General features: G+C 65.8%; 15 protein-coding genes, 1 tRNA gene and 1 pseudogene. 11 read left to right on the top strand and 6 right to left on the bottom strand.

Annotation, left to right across the window (positions count from 1 at the left end; genetic code table 11):
• Positions 1 to 98 precede the first annotated feature (98 nt).
• The 3 genes from NIBR502770_RS12575 to NIBR502770_RS12565 are packed head-to-tail and all read right to left on the bottom strand — an operon-like array spanning position 99 to position 2,199.
• On the bottom strand, positions 99 to 356 hold the full coding sequence (locus NIBR502770_RS12575; protein ID WP_141159747.1) for a PspC domain-containing protein: 258 nt from the start codon (positions 354 to 356) through the stop codon (positions 99 to 101).
• Between the two features lie 3 nt (positions 357 to 359).
• A complete protein-coding gene (locus NIBR502770_RS12570) occupies positions 360 to 617 on the bottom strand; it encodes a hypothetical protein (RefSeq protein WP_141159748.1) in 258 nt (85 codons plus the stop codon).
• A 1-nt stretch (position 618) separates the two neighbouring features.
• Positions 619 to 2,199, bottom strand: a complete 1,581-nt coding sequence (locus NIBR502770_RS12565; RefSeq protein WP_141182136.1) for a PspC domain-containing protein — start codon at positions 2,197 to 2,199, stop codon at positions 619 to 621.
• A 125-nt stretch (positions 2,200 to 2,324) separates the two neighbouring features.
• On the opposite strand from NIBR502770_RS12565, the gene NIBR502770_RS12560 reads away from it, so the two are divergent.
• Both NIBR502770_RS12560 and NIBR502770_RS12555 read left to right on the top strand, forming a co-directional pair.
• On the top strand, positions 2,325 to 3,662 hold the full coding sequence (locus NIBR502770_RS12560; RefSeq protein ID WP_141182135.1) for an ATP-binding protein: 1,338 nt from the start codon (positions 2,325 to 2,327) through the stop codon (positions 3,660 to 3,662).
• The gene (locus NIBR502770_RS12555) at positions 3,659 to 4,348 is read left to right on the top strand and encodes a response regulator transcription factor (RefSeq protein WP_141182134.1); all 690 of its coding nucleotides are present in this window, start codon (positions 3,659 to 3,661) and stop codon (positions 4,346 to 4,348) included. Before NIBR502770_RS12560 ends, NIBR502770_RS12555 begins: the two co-directional genes overlap by 4 nt.
• A gap of 443 nt (positions 4,349 to 4,791) precedes the next feature.
• Here the strand turns inward: NIBR502770_RS12555 and NIBR502770_RS12550 are convergent, their stop codons facing one another.
• Positions 4,792 to 6,009 (bottom strand): pyridoxal phosphate-dependent aminotransferase, encoded by a 1,218-nt coding sequence (locus tag NIBR502770_RS12550; protein WP_141182133.1) that lies wholly within the window; start codon positions 6,007 to 6,009, stop codon positions 4,792 to 4,794.
• Positions 6,010 to 6,288: 279 nt separating this feature from the next.
• Here NIBR502770_RS12550 and NIBR502770_RS12545 point away from each other — a divergent pair.
• The 9 genes and pseudogenes from NIBR502770_RS12545 (at position 6,289) to rplL (ending at position 12,828) form a co-directional block, all read left to right on the top strand.
• A tRNA-Trp gene (locus NIBR502770_RS12545) sits at positions 6,289 to 6,361 on the top strand.
• An 82-nt stretch (positions 6,362 to 6,443) separates the two neighbouring features.
• Positions 6,444 to 6,728 carry a preprotein translocase subunit SecE gene (secE, locus tag NIBR502770_RS12540; RefSeq protein WP_056388913.1) on the top strand — a complete coding sequence of 95 codons (285 nt, stop codon included), beginning with the start codon at positions 6,444 to 6,446 and terminating at the stop codon, positions 6,726 to 6,728.
• Between the two features lie 114 nt (positions 6,729 to 6,842).
• Complete coding sequence (gene nusG / locus NIBR502770_RS12535; protein WP_141159753.1) at positions 6,843 to 7,661, top strand: transcription termination/antitermination protein NusG; 819 nt, start codon at positions 6,843 to 6,845, stop codon at positions 7,659 to 7,661.
• A 128-nt stretch (positions 7,662 to 7,789) separates the two neighbouring features.
• Positions 7,790 to 8,221 (top strand): 50S ribosomal protein L11, encoded by a 432-nt coding sequence (gene rplK, locus NIBR502770_RS12530; protein WP_141182132.1) that lies wholly within the window; start codon positions 7,790 to 7,792, stop codon positions 8,219 to 8,221.
• A gap of 179 nt (positions 8,222 to 8,400) precedes the next feature.
• On the top strand, positions 8,401 to 9,108 hold the full coding sequence (rplA, locus tag NIBR502770_RS12525) for a 50S ribosomal protein L1 (protein WP_018760471.1): 708 nt from the start codon (positions 8,401 to 8,403) through the stop codon (positions 9,106 to 9,108).
• Between the two features lie 126 nt (positions 9,109 to 9,234).
• Entirely contained in the window at positions 9,235 to 10,374 is a 1,140-nt protein-coding gene (locus NIBR502770_RS12520; RefSeq protein ID WP_141182131.1) for a GNAT family N-acetyltransferase, read from the top strand.
• Positions 10,375 to 10,381: 7 nt separating this feature from the next.
• A pseudogene (locus NIBR502770_RS12515) lies at positions 10,382 to 11,499 on the top strand (GNAT family N-acetyltransferase).
• A 292-nt stretch (positions 11,500 to 11,791) separates the two neighbouring features.
• Positions 11,792 to 12,373, top strand: coding sequence for a 50S ribosomal protein L10 (gene rplJ, locus NIBR502770_RS12510; protein ID WP_141159756.1), 582 nt, complete (start codon positions 11,792 to 11,794; stop codon positions 12,371 to 12,373).
• 77 nt (positions 12,374 to 12,450) lie between these two features.
• Entirely contained in the window at positions 12,451 to 12,828 is a 378-nt protein-coding gene (gene rplL, locus NIBR502770_RS12505; protein ID WP_018760467.1) for a 50S ribosomal protein L7/L12, read from the top strand.
• Positions 12,829 to 12,882: 54 nt separating this feature from the next.
• On the opposite strand, the gene NIBR502770_RS12500 is transcribed toward rplL, so the two are convergent.
• Positions 12,883 to 13,410, bottom strand: a complete 528-nt coding sequence (locus NIBR502770_RS12500) for an aminoacyl-tRNA deacylase (RefSeq protein ID WP_141182130.1) — start codon at positions 13,408 to 13,410, stop codon at positions 12,883 to 12,885.
• Positions 13,410 to 14,609 (bottom strand): acetyl-CoA C-acetyltransferase, encoded by a 1,200-nt coding sequence (locus tag NIBR502770_RS12495; protein WP_141182129.1) that lies wholly within the window; start codon positions 14,607 to 14,609, stop codon positions 13,410 to 13,412. The genes NIBR502770_RS12500 and NIBR502770_RS12495 overlap by 1 nt, the downstream gene beginning before the upstream one ends.
• Positions 14,610 to 14,851: the final 242 nt, after the last annotated feature.

The raw sequence follows: 14,851 nt of genomic DNA, 5'->3' as shown, positions 1-14,851 counted from the left end.
TACGACACAAACCGGTTACATTGGGGCCGGCCGCCGGGGACACGGCAAGGCCCCCGCCGTGGATTATGACTACCCACGGTCAGGGGCCTAAGGCGCGGTCAGGGCCGGTTGAGCGACCGCCGGTCCAGGAAGGTCTGCAGCAGGATTTCATTGCGCTGGTCCGGGATGATGATCCAGGCCAGGAGGTAGAAGACCACGGCTGGTCCGGGGAGCAGGCACAACAGGAGGAAAGCGATGCGGACATAGGCAACGTCGACGTTGAGCTGCGCCGCGATTCCTCCGAGTACTCCACCCACCCAGCGCTGCGGTCCGCGCTTCAGGCCGAAGCCCCTGACAATGCTGAAGAACTTATCCATGGTTCAAGACTTCCCTGTAGTTGGTTGGTTGTCACGTTTCCGGGCTGAGAGCAGGCCGCCCACCACCAGGGCCACTCCGGCGCCGATCATGAGGCCGATCAGGACGTAGGTGCCATTGAGGGCGACGATCCCCAGTTGGGCCACGATGATCAGCGCGGCCAGCGCCAGGACGATCAGTCCCCACACCACCGTTCCCACCCTTGCCGGTGCCGGTCCGGCGGTGTCGTGGCCCGCCGTCGTCGGAATGTTGCTGTTGTCCATGTCAGTTGCCTTCCTGGATCGTGACGTTGCTGAAGGTGCCGTCGATCTGGACCACCAGGTGGTTGCCGGGCCGGTCGGTGTTGTAGCTGCTTTGGCGGGTGGTGTTGCCGCCGCGCTGGCCTCCGCCCTCATTCAGGTTGCCCATGGTCATGTCCGCCTTGATGTCCACCGGCACGTTCTGCGGAATCACCACGGTCACGTTGCTTGCGGTGATGTCCAGGGGAACCACGACGTCGGACGTCAGGGGGGCGGTTGGGGACAGGCCCGTGAGGTCCACGGTTCCACGTCCGGCGGTGATGTCGATTCCACCGCGTGCTTCCTCGATGCTGGCGGGGTTCCAGTCCACCTGCTGGAACCGCATCCGGCCATCGTCCAGGGTGTTGTAGACGCCCCCGGTGACCAGTGCAACCACGGCGAAGAGGCTCAGGATGCCGGAAGTGCGGCCGCGGAAGCCCGCCACCAGGATGCCCAGGCCCAGGACCGCTGCCGCGCTGGCCCACACTATGGCGTTGGCGGAGCCGCCCAGGTTGATGACGTTCGCGGCGTCGAGGGCCTTCAGCCCACCGCCCACCACCAGGGCGGAACCCGTTGCGATGGCCACGCCGGGGGCGCCGGGACCGGACGGCCGGGGCTTGGGCGGCCGCGGCGGAACCCATGGGCTGGGGTAGCTGCCGCCGCCGGGCGCTCCGCGGCCGGGACCGCCGGGAGACGTGCCGCCAACGCCGCCGGAGCCGGGAGCCGGTGGCACACTTCCGGCCGGGCTGTAGCCGCCCTGGCCGTAAGGGCCGCCCGTTGCGCTGGTGTCCGCCGTGCCTGCGGTGCTGCTGCCATAGGGCGGCGCCGCAGCCGCAGCCGGTCCGGCTTCGGTGCCGGCGGAGAACGTCGCGGTGTGGGCCGCGCCGGAACTCCCCATCGGATAGGTCCCGGCTGGTGCGGCACCGCCGTGGCCGGCCATGGTGGGGTGGGCCTTGTTGCGCTGGGAGAGGTAGTAGATCAGGTAGATGGCGCCGCCAACCCAGAAGAGGGTCCACAGCAGCCCGCTGAGGCCGTTATGGCTCCAGCCCCAGAAGCCTCCGCCCAGGCCCGTGAGGCCCAGGATGGTGGCGATGAGGGAACCTGTCATGCCGCTGGACCAGCGGCCCGCACCGGCTTCCTGGACATGGATCCTGCCGTCCGGTTCCGGGAGGAAGGCCCAGGCCAGGCCGTACAACAGGACTCCGATGCCTGCCAGGAGGGTCAGGACAATGAAGACGCCGCGGATGATGATGGGGTCAACGCCCAGCCTGTGCGCAATACCGCTGCAGACGCCGCCAACCCACCGGTCATTGCCGCGGTAGATGCCGTTGCTGCGGATCCAGCCGAAGAAGTCGGTGGACGGAGCGGGTGCCGGGCTGCCCTGGTACGCATAGTTAGGTGAAGGTTCCGCCGGCGGGACTATCGGCGGGCCTGTGGCGGGGTCAGGAGGCGTCGGGCCGGAGGATGGCAGCGGCTCGGTGGGCTGCCCGCTGTCCGTGCCGGGCTGCTCCTTGTGAAGGGGCTCGGCAGGGTGTTCGTCGTCGGGGGAGGGGGTCTGCGAGTTCATACCTCGATCCTCCCGTCCATGCCCGGCAGCCCTCTACTGGGGGAAACCCTGAACCGTCCCTGAGCTGTCCCCGGGAAGCGGCTGAATGCGGTCCGGGCAACCCTGATCCATGTTTGGATTGACCCATGACAACCCTTCCGGTGCGGCCACCCCTGGCACGGAGCAGCGACCGTGTCATCGCCGGGGTGTGCTCCGGCTTGGCTGCACACCTTGGCTGGCCGGTGCGGAACGTCCGCCTGGGCATGGTCCTGGCGTGCTTCGCAGGCGGTGCCGGCCTGGTCTTCTACGCATGGCTCTGGATCATGGTGCCCACCGCGGACGAGGCCGTGCGCCGCAACGCCCGCCGCCCGGCATCGCCCATTGCCCCGGCGGTGAGCCGGCCCGCCCAGGGGACCGCTGCCGACGCCGGATCCCCGGCAGGTGCCCCCGGTCCGGTTCCGGACGGCGCCGGCGTGCCGCCGGGCGCCCCTTGGTTCCGGGCGCGCGGAATGCGGTACGGCAAGGAAATCCTGCTGGGCTGCGGGCTCCTGCTCGTCGCCGGCATCATGATCGCCCAGCTGCTGGGCGTGGACGTATCACTGGGAACGCTGATCCCGGCGGCCGCGGTCCTGGGCGGCGCCTCGATCGCATGGATGCAGCTGGATGAGACCCGTCGCGCAGGGCTGGTGGACAAGACCAAGGCTGACCAGGCCGGCGGCTGGGGCCGCCTCGCTGCAGGCCTGGCGCTGGTGGTGGCCGGGGTCCTGGTGATGGTCTCCGGCTCGGGGTCATGGGAGCAAACGTGGCTTGCGCTGCTTGCCTCGGTGGCCGTCCTGGGCGGGGTGGTGCTGGTCCTGCTGCCCTGGGCGCTGAAGTTTTGGCGTGACCTCGAGGCCGAACGCGCCGGCCGGATCCGGGAGACGGAACGTGCCGAAATTGCCGCCCACCTCCACGACTCCGTGCTTCAGACCCTCGCCTTGATCCAGCGGCGTGCGGGCAACGAGCACGACGTCGTCCGCCTGGCCCGTGCCCAGGAACGCGAGCTGCGCGGCTGGCTATTCCAGGACCCCGGCCGGGAAAGCGGGCAGCTTTCAGACCGGATCAAGGCCGTTGCCGGCGAGGTGGAGGACCTGCTAGGCAACGCCGTGGAGGTGGTCACCGTTGGTGATGCCCCCATGACCGAGGCGTACGAAGCCTTGGTCCAGGCAAGCCGGGAAGCCATGCTCAACGCATCCCGCCATGGTGGCGGGACGGTCTCGGTCTACCTTGAGGCATCGGACGGGCTGGCCGAGATCTTCATCAAGGACAGGGGCCCGGGCTTTGAGCTGGGGGACGTCCCGGCGGACCGGCTAGGCATCCGGGAATCGATCATCGGCAGGATGAAACGGCACGGCGGCTCGGCTGCCATTCTCAGCACGGGGGACGGCACGGAGGTCCGGCTCCGGCTGCCGGCTGCAGCAGAACACGCGGAAGGAAAATCATGAACCTGACCCAGGGTGCCGGCGGCGGAAGCGCCCGGCCGGCCAACTCCGCACGGGTTGTCATCGTGGATGACCACGCCATCTTCCGGTCCGGCCTGAAAGCGGACCTTGACCCCAGCATCCAGGTGGTGGGTGAGGCTGCCACCGTGGAGCAGGCCATCGCCGTGATTGCCCAGCAGCGGCCCGACGTCGTCCTCCTGGACGTCCACCTCCCCGGCGGACTGGGCGGCGGCGGCCGCGAAGTCATCGCCGGATCCGCCGCGCTCCTGTCCAGCACCCGGTTCCTGGCGCTGAGTGTGTCCGACGCCGCAGAGGATGTGGTCGCAGTGATCCGCGCCGGCGCCCGGGGCTATGTCACCAAGACCATTTCCGGCGCCGAGATCACCGATGCCGTGTTCCGGGTAGCCGGCGGCGATGCGGTCTTCTCACCCCGGCTTGCCGGTTTTGTCCTGGACGCCTTCGGCACTGCCCCCGCGGACATTGCCGACGACGAACTCGACAAGCTCTCAGCCCGCGAGCTTGAGGTCATGCGGCTCATCGCCAGGGGCTACAGCTACAAGGAGGTGGCCAAGGAGCTCTTCATCAGCATCAAGACCGTGGAAACCCATGTCTCGGCGGTTCTGCGCAAGCTCCAGCTCTCCAGCCGGCACGAACTGACCAAGTGGGCCGCGGAGCGCCGCCTCCTCTAAACGCCCCATCAGATCCTGCGTCTCTAACCCAAACGCCCCATCAGATCCTGCGTCTCTAACCCAAACGCCCCATCAGATCCTGCGTCTCTAACCCAAACGCCCCGTCAGATCCTGCGTCTCTAACCCAAACGCCCCATCAGATCCTGCGTCTCTAACCCAAACGCCCCGTCAGATCCTGCGTCTCTAACCCAAACGCCCCATCAGATCCTGCGTCTCTAACCCAAACGCCGCATCAGCTCCTGCGTCTCTAACCCAAACGCCCCATCACCAGGTGATGGGGCGTTTGGGTTATTCCTGCGGAAGGTGATGGGGCGTTTGGGTTATTCCTGCGGAAGGTGATGGGGCGTTTGGGTTATTCCTGCGGAAGGTGATGGGGCGTTTGGGTTATTCCTGCGGAAGGTGATGGGGCGTTTGGGTTATTCCTGCGGAAGGTGATGGGGCGACTACTGGGCCTTGCCGAGGAAGTCCTGCAGGCGCTGGACGCCCGTGGCGAGGTCGTCGTCGCCCAGGGCATACGAGAGACGCAGGAAGCCGGAGGGCCCAAACGCCTCACCGGGAACCACCGCTACCTCAACCTCGTCGAGGATCAGCGCAGCCAGCTCCGCGGACGTCTGCGGCGTAGCGGTGCCGGAAGCGGTGGGGAACTCCTTGCCCAGCAGCGCACGGACGTCCGCGTACACGTAAAAGGCGCCCTTCGGCGTCGGGCACTCCACGCCCTCAATGGCATTCAGCCCTGCAACGATGGCCTTCCGACGGCGGTCGAATGCCACTTTCATCTCGTCGACGGCGGTCAAGGGGCCGGACACGGCGGCGAGGGCAGCGATCTGCATGATGTTGGACACGTTGGACGTGGCGTGCGACTGAAGGTTCGAGGCCGCCTTGATGACGTCCGCGGGACCGATCATCCAGCCCACGCGCCAGCCGGTCATGGCGTAGGTTTTGGCAACACCGTTGAGGATGACCACCTTGTCGCCCAGCTCGGGGGCAGCAGTGGCGATGGACGTGAAGGGTACGCCGTCGTACGTCAGGTGCTCGTAGATTTCGTCAGTAACCACCCAGAGTCCCTTTGCCGCGGCCCACTTGCCGATCTCCGCCACCTGCCCGGGGGAGTAGACAGCGCCCGTGGGGTTCGACGGCGAGACGAACAGCAGGATCTTGGTCCGGTCCGTCACGGCTGCCTCGAGCTGGTCAACGGTCACCAGGTAGTCCTGTTCAGGCCCGGCAAACACTTCCACGGGGACGCCGCCGGCCAGCCGGATGGCTTCAGGGTAGGTGGTCCAGAACGGGGAGGGCACGATGACCTCGTCGCCCGGGTCCACCAGCGTGGCGAAGGTGTTGTAGACAGCCTGCTTGCCGCCGTTGGTGACCAGCACCTGTGAAGGATCCACGGAGTAGCCCGAGTCGCGCAGGGTCTTCTCCGCGATGGCCTTCTTCAGTTCGGGCAGCCCGCCTGCGGGGGAGTAGCGGTGGAACCTGGGCTGGGACGCCGCCTCGATGGCCGCCTGGACAATGTAGTCCGGGGTGGGGAAGTCGGGTTCGCCCGCACCGAAGCCAATAACCGGCCGGCCAGCTGCCTTCAGCGCCTTGGCCTTGGCATCGACGGCCAGGGTTGCGGATTCGGCAATTGCGGAGATGCGTTGGGAAACGCGGGCGAAAGGCATTGGCAGGTCCGTTCTTCGCTTGCAGCCCAGGGGCTGGAATGTGGGATTCGACGAGTTCTACTCTATGCTGTTCACCGGACCCTCCGGGGTGCCGGTTTTGATTTATGACTGCCCCGCGCAGCAGGATCCGGGCCGGGCAGCGGATGGTCCGGAAAACGGGCTGGTTTTACCTACGCGAAGTTCTTGCGTAGACTGGTTCACCGGTGTTGAAACACGGATGATGGCGTGCGCCCCAGTTCAAGCTGGTGGTTGGCCATCAAAGAGTGCAATTCACTCCATAGGGTAGTGGCGCAATTGGTAGCGCAGCGGTCTCCAAAACCGCAGGTTGCAGGTTCGAGTCCTGTCTGCCCTGCGCAAGCTGCTCCGGGCGAAAGCCCGGAGCAGGCGCAGCAACCATGGTTCTGATCAGGGCCGGGTAATCCACCATTGCAAAGATGAGCGAGGACCAGGTGACCGAAACAGCTGCCAGCAGCTCCAAGGGCCGCCCAGCTAAGAAGGAAGCCAAGGCAAACTTCTTCGCCCGCATTGCACTCTTTGTCCGCCAGATCATCGGCGAACTGAAGAAGGTTGTTGCCCCCACCCGCAAGGAACTGATCAACTACACGCTCGTGGTGCTGGTGTTCGTGGCCATCATGATGGTCATCGTCAGCCTGCTGGACATTGGTTTCGGAACCGCTGTCAGCTGGATCTTCGGCGGCACCGGCCCCAAGGACAGCTAAGGCTGAACGGTCCGCAGGCTGCGTGCTTCACCCGGGTAACCGGGAGGAAGCGCCGGCGTGCGGAATTGAGCCATTTAAATAGGCATGTTAGGCAATGAGGAAGCAGGAGACCAAGTGTCTGAGCAGGAGCTCGAGGTAACCGAGACGGGGCTGGAAGAATCCCCGGACGTCACGGCAGAAGCCGGTGAAGAGTCCGAGGTTGAGTCCTCCGCGCCCGAATCCGACGACGCCGCCTCCGACGCAGCAGTTGCTGACGAAGCCGACGCTTCAGAAGCCGACGGCGAAGATGAGCCTGCAGACGCCCTCGCCGCTGCGGCAGCCACCGCCGCCGCTGACCCGGCTGAGGAGTTCAAGGCCAAGCTGCGCCGCCAGGAGGGTGACTGGTATGTCATCCACTCCTACGCCGGCTACGAGAACCGCGTGAAGGCCAACCTTGAAACCCGCATCCAGACCCTGGACATGGAAGATTACATCTTCGAAATCCAGGTCCCCATGGAAGAAGTCGTGGAGATCAAGAACGCCCAGCGCAAGGTGATCAACCGCGTCCGCATCCCCGGCTACGTCCTGGTCCGCATGGACCTCACGGACGCCTCCTGGGGCGCCGTCCGCCACACCCCCGGCGTCACCGGCTTCGTGGGCAACGCCCACAACCCGGTTCCGCTGCGCCTGGACGAGGTCTTCTCCATGCTCGCCCCTGTCTTCGAAGAGGAACAGGCTGAGAAGGGCAAGCCGGTCAACAAGCAGAACCAGGCACCCGTGGCCGTGGACTTCGAAGTTGGCGAGTCCGTCATCGTCAAGGAAGGTCCGTTCGAGACCCTCCCCGCCACGATCTCCGAGATCAAGCCCGAGTCCCAGACCCTCGTGGTGCTGGTCTCCATTTTCGAGCGCGAAACGCCGGTCACCCTGGCGTTCAACCAGGTCACCAAGATCTGAAAATCCTAGAATTCGTCCCGGCGCCGCCCGCTTAGCGGCACCGGAACGGCCGGCCGCCTTGCCATGGCGGCCACAAACCTGAGGCACGCTCCTGTGCCCCAGGACGTTATTGAGAGAAGGACCCTACATTGGCTCCCAAGAAGAAGGTCACCGGCCTCATCAAGCTGCAGATCCAGGCAGGTGCCGCCAACCCGGCCCCGCCGATCGGTCCTGCGCTTGGCCAGCACGGTGTCAACATCATGGAATTCTGCAAGGCGTACAACGCTGCAACGGAAGCCCAGCGCGGCAACGTCATCCCCGTGGAAATCACCGTCTACGAGGACCGTTCCTTCACGTTCATCACCAAGACCCCGCCGGCTGCAGAGCTCATCAAGAAGGCTGCAGGCGTTGCCAAGGGTTCATCCACCCCGCACACCGTCAAGGTTGCCAAGCTGACCCAGGCCCAGGTCAACGAGATCGCCTCCGCCAAGATGGAAGACCTCAACGCCACCAGCCTCGAAGGCGCAGCCAAGATCATCGCCGGCACCGCCCGCTCCATGGGCATCACCGTCGAGGGCTAACCACCCTTCCCGCTGTCCAGCGTCAAAGTAATTGACGACGACGGGCGGCACCGCCGGGACACCGGCACCAAACACATTGAAATGTCGGGCATCCGGGCCGGATAACGATCCGGACCACCGACTGTGGCAGGGCCCAGCGCGGTCCGCAGACCACAACTGCACAAGGAGAAATAAGCAGCATGGCAAAGCGCAGCAAAGCATATGAGGCAGCAGCCGCCAAGATCGACGCGGAGAAGCACTACGCACCGTTCGAGGCAGTAACGCTGGCCAAGGACACCAACCCGTCCAAGTTCGACGCCACGGTTGAGGTGGCCTTCCGCCTCGGCGTTGACCCCCGCAAGGCTGACCAGATGGTCCGCGGCACCGTCAACCTGCCCCACGGCACCGGTAAGACGGCCCGCGTCCTGGTCTTCGCCACGGGCGACAAGGCTGAGGCCGCAATCGCAGCCGGCGCCGACTTCGTTGGTTCCGACGACCTGATCGAAAAGATCGCCGCCGGCTGGACCGACTTCGACGCCGCCGTTGCCACCCCTGACCTCATGGGCAAGGTTGGCCGCCTCGGTAAGGTCCTGGGTCCGCGTAACCTGATGCCGAACCCGAAGACGGGCACCGTGACCCCCGACGTCACCAAGGCTGTCAACGACATCAAGGGTGGAAAGATCGACTTCCGCGTCGACAAGCACTCCAACCTGCACTTCATCATCGGCAAGGTTTCCTTCGACGCCATCAAGCTGGCCGAGAACTACGCAGCGGCACTGGAAGAGGTTCTTCGCCTCAAGCCGTCCGCCGCAAAGGGCCGCTACATCCAGAAGGCCACCGTTGCCACCACGTTCGGCCCGGGCATCTCCGTGGACCCCAACGTCACCAAGGTTCTGACCGAGGCATAGTCCTTCCTGAAGTTCCTGCCTCCGGATTGATTCCGGAGCAACCAAAGACCGTCCCGGCGCCAAGGCGCCGGGACGGTCTTTTTTGTGCCGGCTGCCACGCGGGCCGGTGCTGCCTAAGCTGGCTGCATGGACCACGTTGAGCGAACCGGCCCCCCACTGTCGCCGTCGATCCCGTCCTGGGCAATTGCCGCCGTCGTTATCCCGCCACGCGGACCCGACCGCCGCGGCACTGGGCTGACCGCGGACTTCCTGGCATGCCAGGCCATGAAGGAGGCCCACGCCCTCGAGCTTTGGGGAAGCCTGGAGCGCTGCCCCACCTTGGACGAAGCGCTGGAGTATTGGCGCGGGAACGAGTACGAGGAACGGCTGCTTTTCCTTGCCCGGGCCGGCGCTGAGCCGGTGGGGCTGTGCTCCGTGGCGCTGCCTCTGCGCGAGAACCTGGCCACGGCGGGGATCGACGTCCTGGTGGCTCCCGGCCGGCGCCGGAGGGGAGCGGGGCGGCGCCTGCTGGAACATGCCGAAGCCGTGGCCCGCGCCCGCGGCAGGACATCCCTGGAGGGCTTCCATGAAGTTCCCTTGGACAAAATGCTCCAAGGTTCACGCATGGTCACCGCCAAATCGGGGGCGGGCCAGCTGCCGGCGGATGACCCTGCAACCGCCTTCGCCCTGGCCTCCGGGTACCAGCTCGAACAGGTGGAACGCTCCAGCAGGCTGGAGCTGCCAGTCGCCACGGACCTGTTGTCACAGCTGGCCGAGGACGCCGCAGCCCACTCCGGGGACTACGTGCTGGCCGGCTGGGACGACCACTGTCCGGACAAGTTCGTTGCAGGTTATGCCGGATTGAGGGCGCGGATGAGTACGGACGCGCCCACCGCCGGCATGGACTGGGAACGGGAGGACTGGGACGTCCAGCGCGTGCGCCGCGATGAAGAGGCCCAGGTCCGCAGCGGTGTGCAGACCTCCGTGGCCGCAGCCCTGCACCGGCAAAGCGGCGAACTGGTGGCGTATACGGTCCTGACCTGGCGGCCGGAGGTGCCGGAGTCGCTGATCCAGCAGGACACCCTGGTGGCGGCCGAGCACCGCGGCCACCGGCTGGGGATGCTGACCAAGGCGGCTAACCTGCGGCGGGCCCGGGAAAAATGGCCGCAGGCGCGCTCCGTCCTGACATGGAATGCCAGCGAAAACCAGCATATGCTGGCGATAAATACCGCCCTTGGATTCAGGCCCGCCGGCTATGAAGGTGAGTGGCAGAAACGGCTGGGATGATGCCCGAATGGCAATAGACGTGAAGATCGAGCAGCTCTGGATTCCCGACTCCCTGGACACCCCGGACGCTGCGGATTTCCTCGCCGCGGTGGAAGTGGGCCGCAAGGTGCGCATGCAGACGTGGGGCAGTGACGATCTTGCGTACGGTCCCGAGGAAAAGCTGCTTGAGTTCGCGGACCCGTATGAGCGCCAGTTGATCCTCGTTGCCAGGGTGGACGGCGCGATCGTGGGCACGGTTGATATTGCGCTGCCCCTGACCGACCACCTGGACCTTGCCGAGCTCACCCTGGACATCCTGCCCGAGTTCCAGCGGCAGGGGGTGGGCCGCCGGCTCCTGGAGGCTGCCGAACAGCTGGCCCGGGGGAGGGCCGCACCATGATCCTGGTGGATACCAACCATCCCGGGGCGTCCCTGCATGAGTTTGAACGGGCCCAGCTGGTGCCGGGCTCCGGGCAGGGCTTCGTGCCCCTGGAGAGCCGCGAGGTGGAGTTCGCACAGAAGACCGGCTACACCCTGCAGCACATCGAGCAGTTCAGTTCCTGCCTCCTGCCCCTGGACACCAAGCTGGTGGCCGACCTCCAGGCTGAGGCCGAGGAAGCGAACAACGGCAGGTACCGGCTGCACCACTGGACGGACCGCTGCCCCGACCGCTGGCTGGAGGCCGTGGCCGCGCTGGAAAACCAGGCGGGCGCCGACGTGGACCCGTCACTGGACATGCCGGTTGAACAGGGCATGGTGTTCGACGGCGGAATCCTGCGTGAGGCGGAGGACGTCGCCATCGCCCAAGGCAGGAGAACGGTGGTCACCGCCGTCGAGCACATCGCCACGGGGGCCCTGGTGGGCCTTACCACCATCACTGTCCTTGCGCACCGGGCGGACGTGGTGTTCCAGGACGATACCCTGGTCCTCCAGGAGCACAGGGGCAACAAGCTCGGGCTGCTGATCAAGGTGGCCAACATGGAGCGGCTCAGCGAACAGTTCCCGGACGCCCGCATCATCTACACCTGGAACGCCCCGGAGAACCGGTACCTCCTCACGGTCAACAAGCAACTGGGATTCCAGACAGCCGGCGTCACCGGCATCTGGCAGAAGGAGCTCCCGACCCTGCACACCAGCACCAGCTGAGGCCGATTTGGCGGACCGGCAGCGCCTCGCGTAAGCTGGATGTACCAAAGACCGTCGGTTGTTGGAAATCCACTCTCCTGAACATGGCTCAACTCTGCAGTTGTGCGCGGGGGACCACAGTGGCTTTCCGGACGAAGGACCCTCAACGCAGGGCGGCCGGCGCAGGTGAACGAAGCAAGGCTCCACGGCAACGTGTTGAGCCAAGCCCCGTGCATCTGCGCGGGGCGTTTTTAGTTTTAGCTCTCTTGAGCGGGGACCGTCGAATACCGGCACTATCCCCGGAAGGAGGGTTATGGCAACGCCTACCAAGGTTTCAGCAGTAGCTGAGATCACTAACGATTTCAAGGAATCGAACGCCGCTGTCCTGACCGAATACCGCGGGCTCACCGTTGCACAGCTCAAGCAGCTGCGTGTTTCTCTCGGCCAGGACACCAAGTTCGCGGTCGTCAAGAACACCCTGACCGCCATTGCAGCCAAGGAAGCCGGCGTCGAAGCATTCGACGGCCAGCTTGCCGGCCCCACTGCAATCGCGTTCATCAAGGGTGACGCAGTTGCCGCTGCCAAGAGCCTGACGGATTTTGCCAAGGCCAACAAGCAGCTGGTCATCAAGACCGGTTACTTCGAGGGCAAGGCGCTGGACGCCACCGAGGTCGCCGCACTGGCTGCCCTCGAGTCCCGCGAGCTGCAGCTCGCCAAGGTTGCAGGCGTCCTCAAGGCACCTGCCGCCGCAGCTGCACGCATCATCGACGCACTGCGCCTCAAGCTTGAAGAAGAGAACGGTGCACCGGCAGCTGCCGAAGCGCCCGCCGCTGAAGAAGCCCCCGCCGCTGAAGCTGACGCTCCCGCCGAAGCTCCCGCTGCCGAAGAGAACTAATTCTCTTACCCCCACCAGACTCCGGTGTCCGTCCGGCCCAGCGCCTCCCGGTCACCACAACAGGAAGGACGCCTACCATGGCGAAGCTCAGCAACGAAGAGCTCATTGAAGCTTTCAAGGAACTGACCATCATCGAGCTCTCCGAGTTCGTCAAGCTCTTCGAAGAGACCTTCGAAGTTACCGCTGCTGCTGTAGCTGTTGCCGGCCCCGCCGGTGGCGGCGCCGCTGAAGAGGTTGAAGAGAAGACCGACTTCGACGTCATCCTCGAATCTGCCGGTGACAAGAAGATCGCAGTCATCAAGGAAGTTCGCGCCATCACCTCCCTCGGCCTCAAGGAAGCCAAGGACCTGGTTGACAGCGCCCCCAAGGCTGTTCTCGAAGGCGCCAACAAGGAAGCTGCCGAGAAGGCCAAGGAGCAGCTCGAGGCTGCAGGCGCCACCGTTACCCTCAAGTAACAGCGCCTTTTCCTTCGGAAACCCCGTCCACTCCGGTGGGCGGGGTTTCCTGCGTTAACGAGCTCGACCGATTCCAGGTCCCGCCTGGACGGGATCGCTGATGTCCGCCACCACGGCTTCCAGGGCGGCAGTCAGAGCGTCGGCGTCGACGAACGCGCTGTATCCGTGCGCACCGGCGCCCATGGAGATGCGCCGCCCGGCGATGGTGGCGTCGGCATAGACAGGCCAGGTAGTGGTGCTGCCAAGCGGGGTGATGGTGCCCCGCTCGTAGCCGGTGGCCTCCAGCGCAGTTCCTGCGGGCGGCAGGGACAGCTTGTTTACGCCTACCAGGGCGCGGAGCTTGGGCCACGAAATCTGCCGGTCACCGGGGATCAGCGCAAAGAGGAACGTCCCGTCCTTGTGCTTCACTACCAGGGATTTGACGATGTCCGCCGGCGTGATGCCCAGGATGTCCGCGGCCTCTTCAAGGCTCTTCGCTGCGGGCCGCTCCACGACGTCCACTTCCAGGCCACGGGCAGCGGCGTCGGCCAGGAACCGTTCCCGTCCGGCGCCGTCCGCTCCGCTTCCGGATGGGCCGGCCATCAGTCGCGGTACAGCAGTAGGGCCTCGCCCTGCCCGCCCCCGCCGCAGAGGGATACCGCAGCCCTGCCGGTGCCACGCCGCTTCAGCTCATGTGCGGCATGGGCCGCCAATCGTGCGCCCGAGGCCCCGATCGGATGCCCCAGGGCGATGGCGCCGCCATGGATATTGCACTTCTCCAGCGGGTAGTCCAGGTCCTTGAGGGACTGCACAGCCACCGAACCGAAGGCTTCGTTGATCTCGATGAAGTCAAGATCGGCGGTGCTCCACCCCGCCTTGCCCAGGGCGTTCATGATGGCGTTGGAGGGCTGTGAATGCAACGAATTGTCAGGGCCGGCCACCTGCCCAGGCTTCCCCACCACCGCCAGGTATTCCAGCCCGTGCTCCTCCGCATAGCCGCGGGAGGTGAGTACCAAAGCAGCGGCGCCGTCGGACAGGGGAGAGGAATTGCCTGCGGTGATGGTGCCGTCGGTGACGAACGCGGCGCGCAGGCCCGCCAGCGACTCGACCGAGGTGTTGGGGCGGACCCCTTCGTCGGCGTCCACGACCAGGGGCTCGCCCTTGCGCTGCTTGACGCTGATGGGTGCGATCTCGCCGTCGAACGTTCCGTTCTTCGCCGCAAGCGCAGCGCGCTGGTGCGATTGGGCCGCGACGTTGTCCTGCGACATGCGGTCAATGCCCAGCGTGAGGTTCCGTGTTTCCGTGGACAGTCCCATGGACTGGCCGTCGAAGGCATCGGTCAGCCCGTCATGGGCGGCTGCGTCCAGCGCCTGGATGGAGCCGTACGTCCAGCCCTGGCGTGAGCCAGGAAGCAGGTGCGGTGCGCGGCTCATCGATTCCTGGCCGCCGGCAACCACCACGGCGGCCTCGCCGGCCCGGATCATCCGGGCGGCATCGATCACCGCGGTCAGGCCGGAAAGGCAGACCTTGTTGACGGTCACCGCGGGGACGTTCCACCCGATGCCGGCGCCGATGGCGCTCTGCCGGGCGGGGTTCTGGCCGGCTCCTGCCTGCAGGACCTGGCCCATGATGACGGCTTCCACGTCGGCCGCGTCGACACCGCTGTGTTCCAGCGCGGCCTTGATGGCGTGGGCACCAAGATCCACTGCCGTGAGGCTGGACAGCTGGCCGTTGATCCGGCCCTGCGGCGTCCGTGCCGCCCCGAGGATGACAACGTCGCTGTTGTCGGAAGAGTTGCCCATGGTTACCACTTTCCGTCCGGTTTTGATCTAAGCCACCAAGGCTATCGTGAGCCTGGTCACCCAACTATTCAAACGCCAAAGCCGCTATGTGCATTCCGGCCATGCGGCGGGGAATGCTGGGGGAGATGTCCCCATCCGTGGGGTTATGCACGACGGCGGGCGCCTGCGTAGGGTGGACGGCGAGGCTTTGCAGGGGGACGCTTTGCAGGGGGGACGCCAGGTCCGGAGCCGGGATGGACGGA

This window comes from Pseudarthrobacter sp. NIBRBAC000502770, assembly GCF_006517815.1.
In the GTDB taxonomy this organism is placed as follows: Bacteria; Actinomycetota; Actinomycetes; order Actinomycetales; family Micrococcaceae; genus Arthrobacter; species Arthrobacter niigatensis.
The sequence above is the reverse complement of the archived record's forward strand: the minus strand, read 5'-3'. Positions and strand labels throughout refer to the sequence as shown.

Coding starts and splice junctions, on each gene's coding strand:
- NIBR502770_RS12500 (WP_141182130.1), bottom strand. CDS start 13,410: ATGGCCGGCCCATCCGGAAGCGGAGCGGACGGCGCCGGACGGGAACGG.
- NIBR502770_RS12555 (WP_141182134.1), top strand. CDS start 3,659: ATGAACCTGACCCAGGGTGCCGGCGGCGGAAGCGCCCGGCCGGCCAAC.
- rplJ (WP_141159756.1), top strand. CDS start 11,792: ATGGCAACGCCTACCAAGGTTTCAGCAGTAGCTGAGATCACTAACGAT.
- rplA (WP_018760471.1), top strand. CDS start 8,401: ATGGCAAAGCGCAGCAAAGCATATGAGGCAGCAGCCGCCAAGATCGAC.
- NIBR502770_RS12560 (WP_141182135.1), top strand. CDS start 2,325: ATGACAACCCTTCCGGTGCGGCCACCCCTGGCACGGAGCAGCGACCGT.
- NIBR502770_RS12495 (WP_141182129.1), bottom strand. CDS start 14,609: ATGGGCAACTCTTCCGACAACAGCGACGTTGTCATCCTCGGGGCGGCA.
- rplL (WP_018760467.1), top strand. CDS start 12,451: ATGGCGAAGCTCAGCAACGAAGAGCTCATTGAAGCTTTCAAGGAACTG.
- NIBR502770_RS12570 (WP_141159748.1), bottom strand. CDS start 617: ATGGACAACAGCAACATTCCGACGACGGCGGGCCACGACACCGCCGGA.
- secE (WP_056388913.1), top strand. CDS start 6,444: ATGAGCGAGGACCAGGTGACCGAAACAGCTGCCAGCAGCTCCAAGGGC.
- NIBR502770_RS12565 (WP_141182136.1), bottom strand. CDS start 2,199: ATGAACTCGCAGACCCCCTCCCCCGACGACGAACACCCTGCCGAGCCC.
- NIBR502770_RS12520 (WP_141182131.1), top strand. CDS start 9,235: ATGGACCACGTTGAGCGAACCGGCCCCCCACTGTCGCCGTCGATCCCG.
- NIBR502770_RS12550 (WP_141182133.1), bottom strand. CDS start 6,009: ATGCCTTTCGCCCGCGTTTCCCAACGCATCTCCGCAATTGCCGAATCC.
- NIBR502770_RS12575 (WP_141159747.1), bottom strand. CDS start 356: ATGGATAAGTTCTTCAGCATTGTCAGGGGCTTCGGCCTGAAGCGCGGA.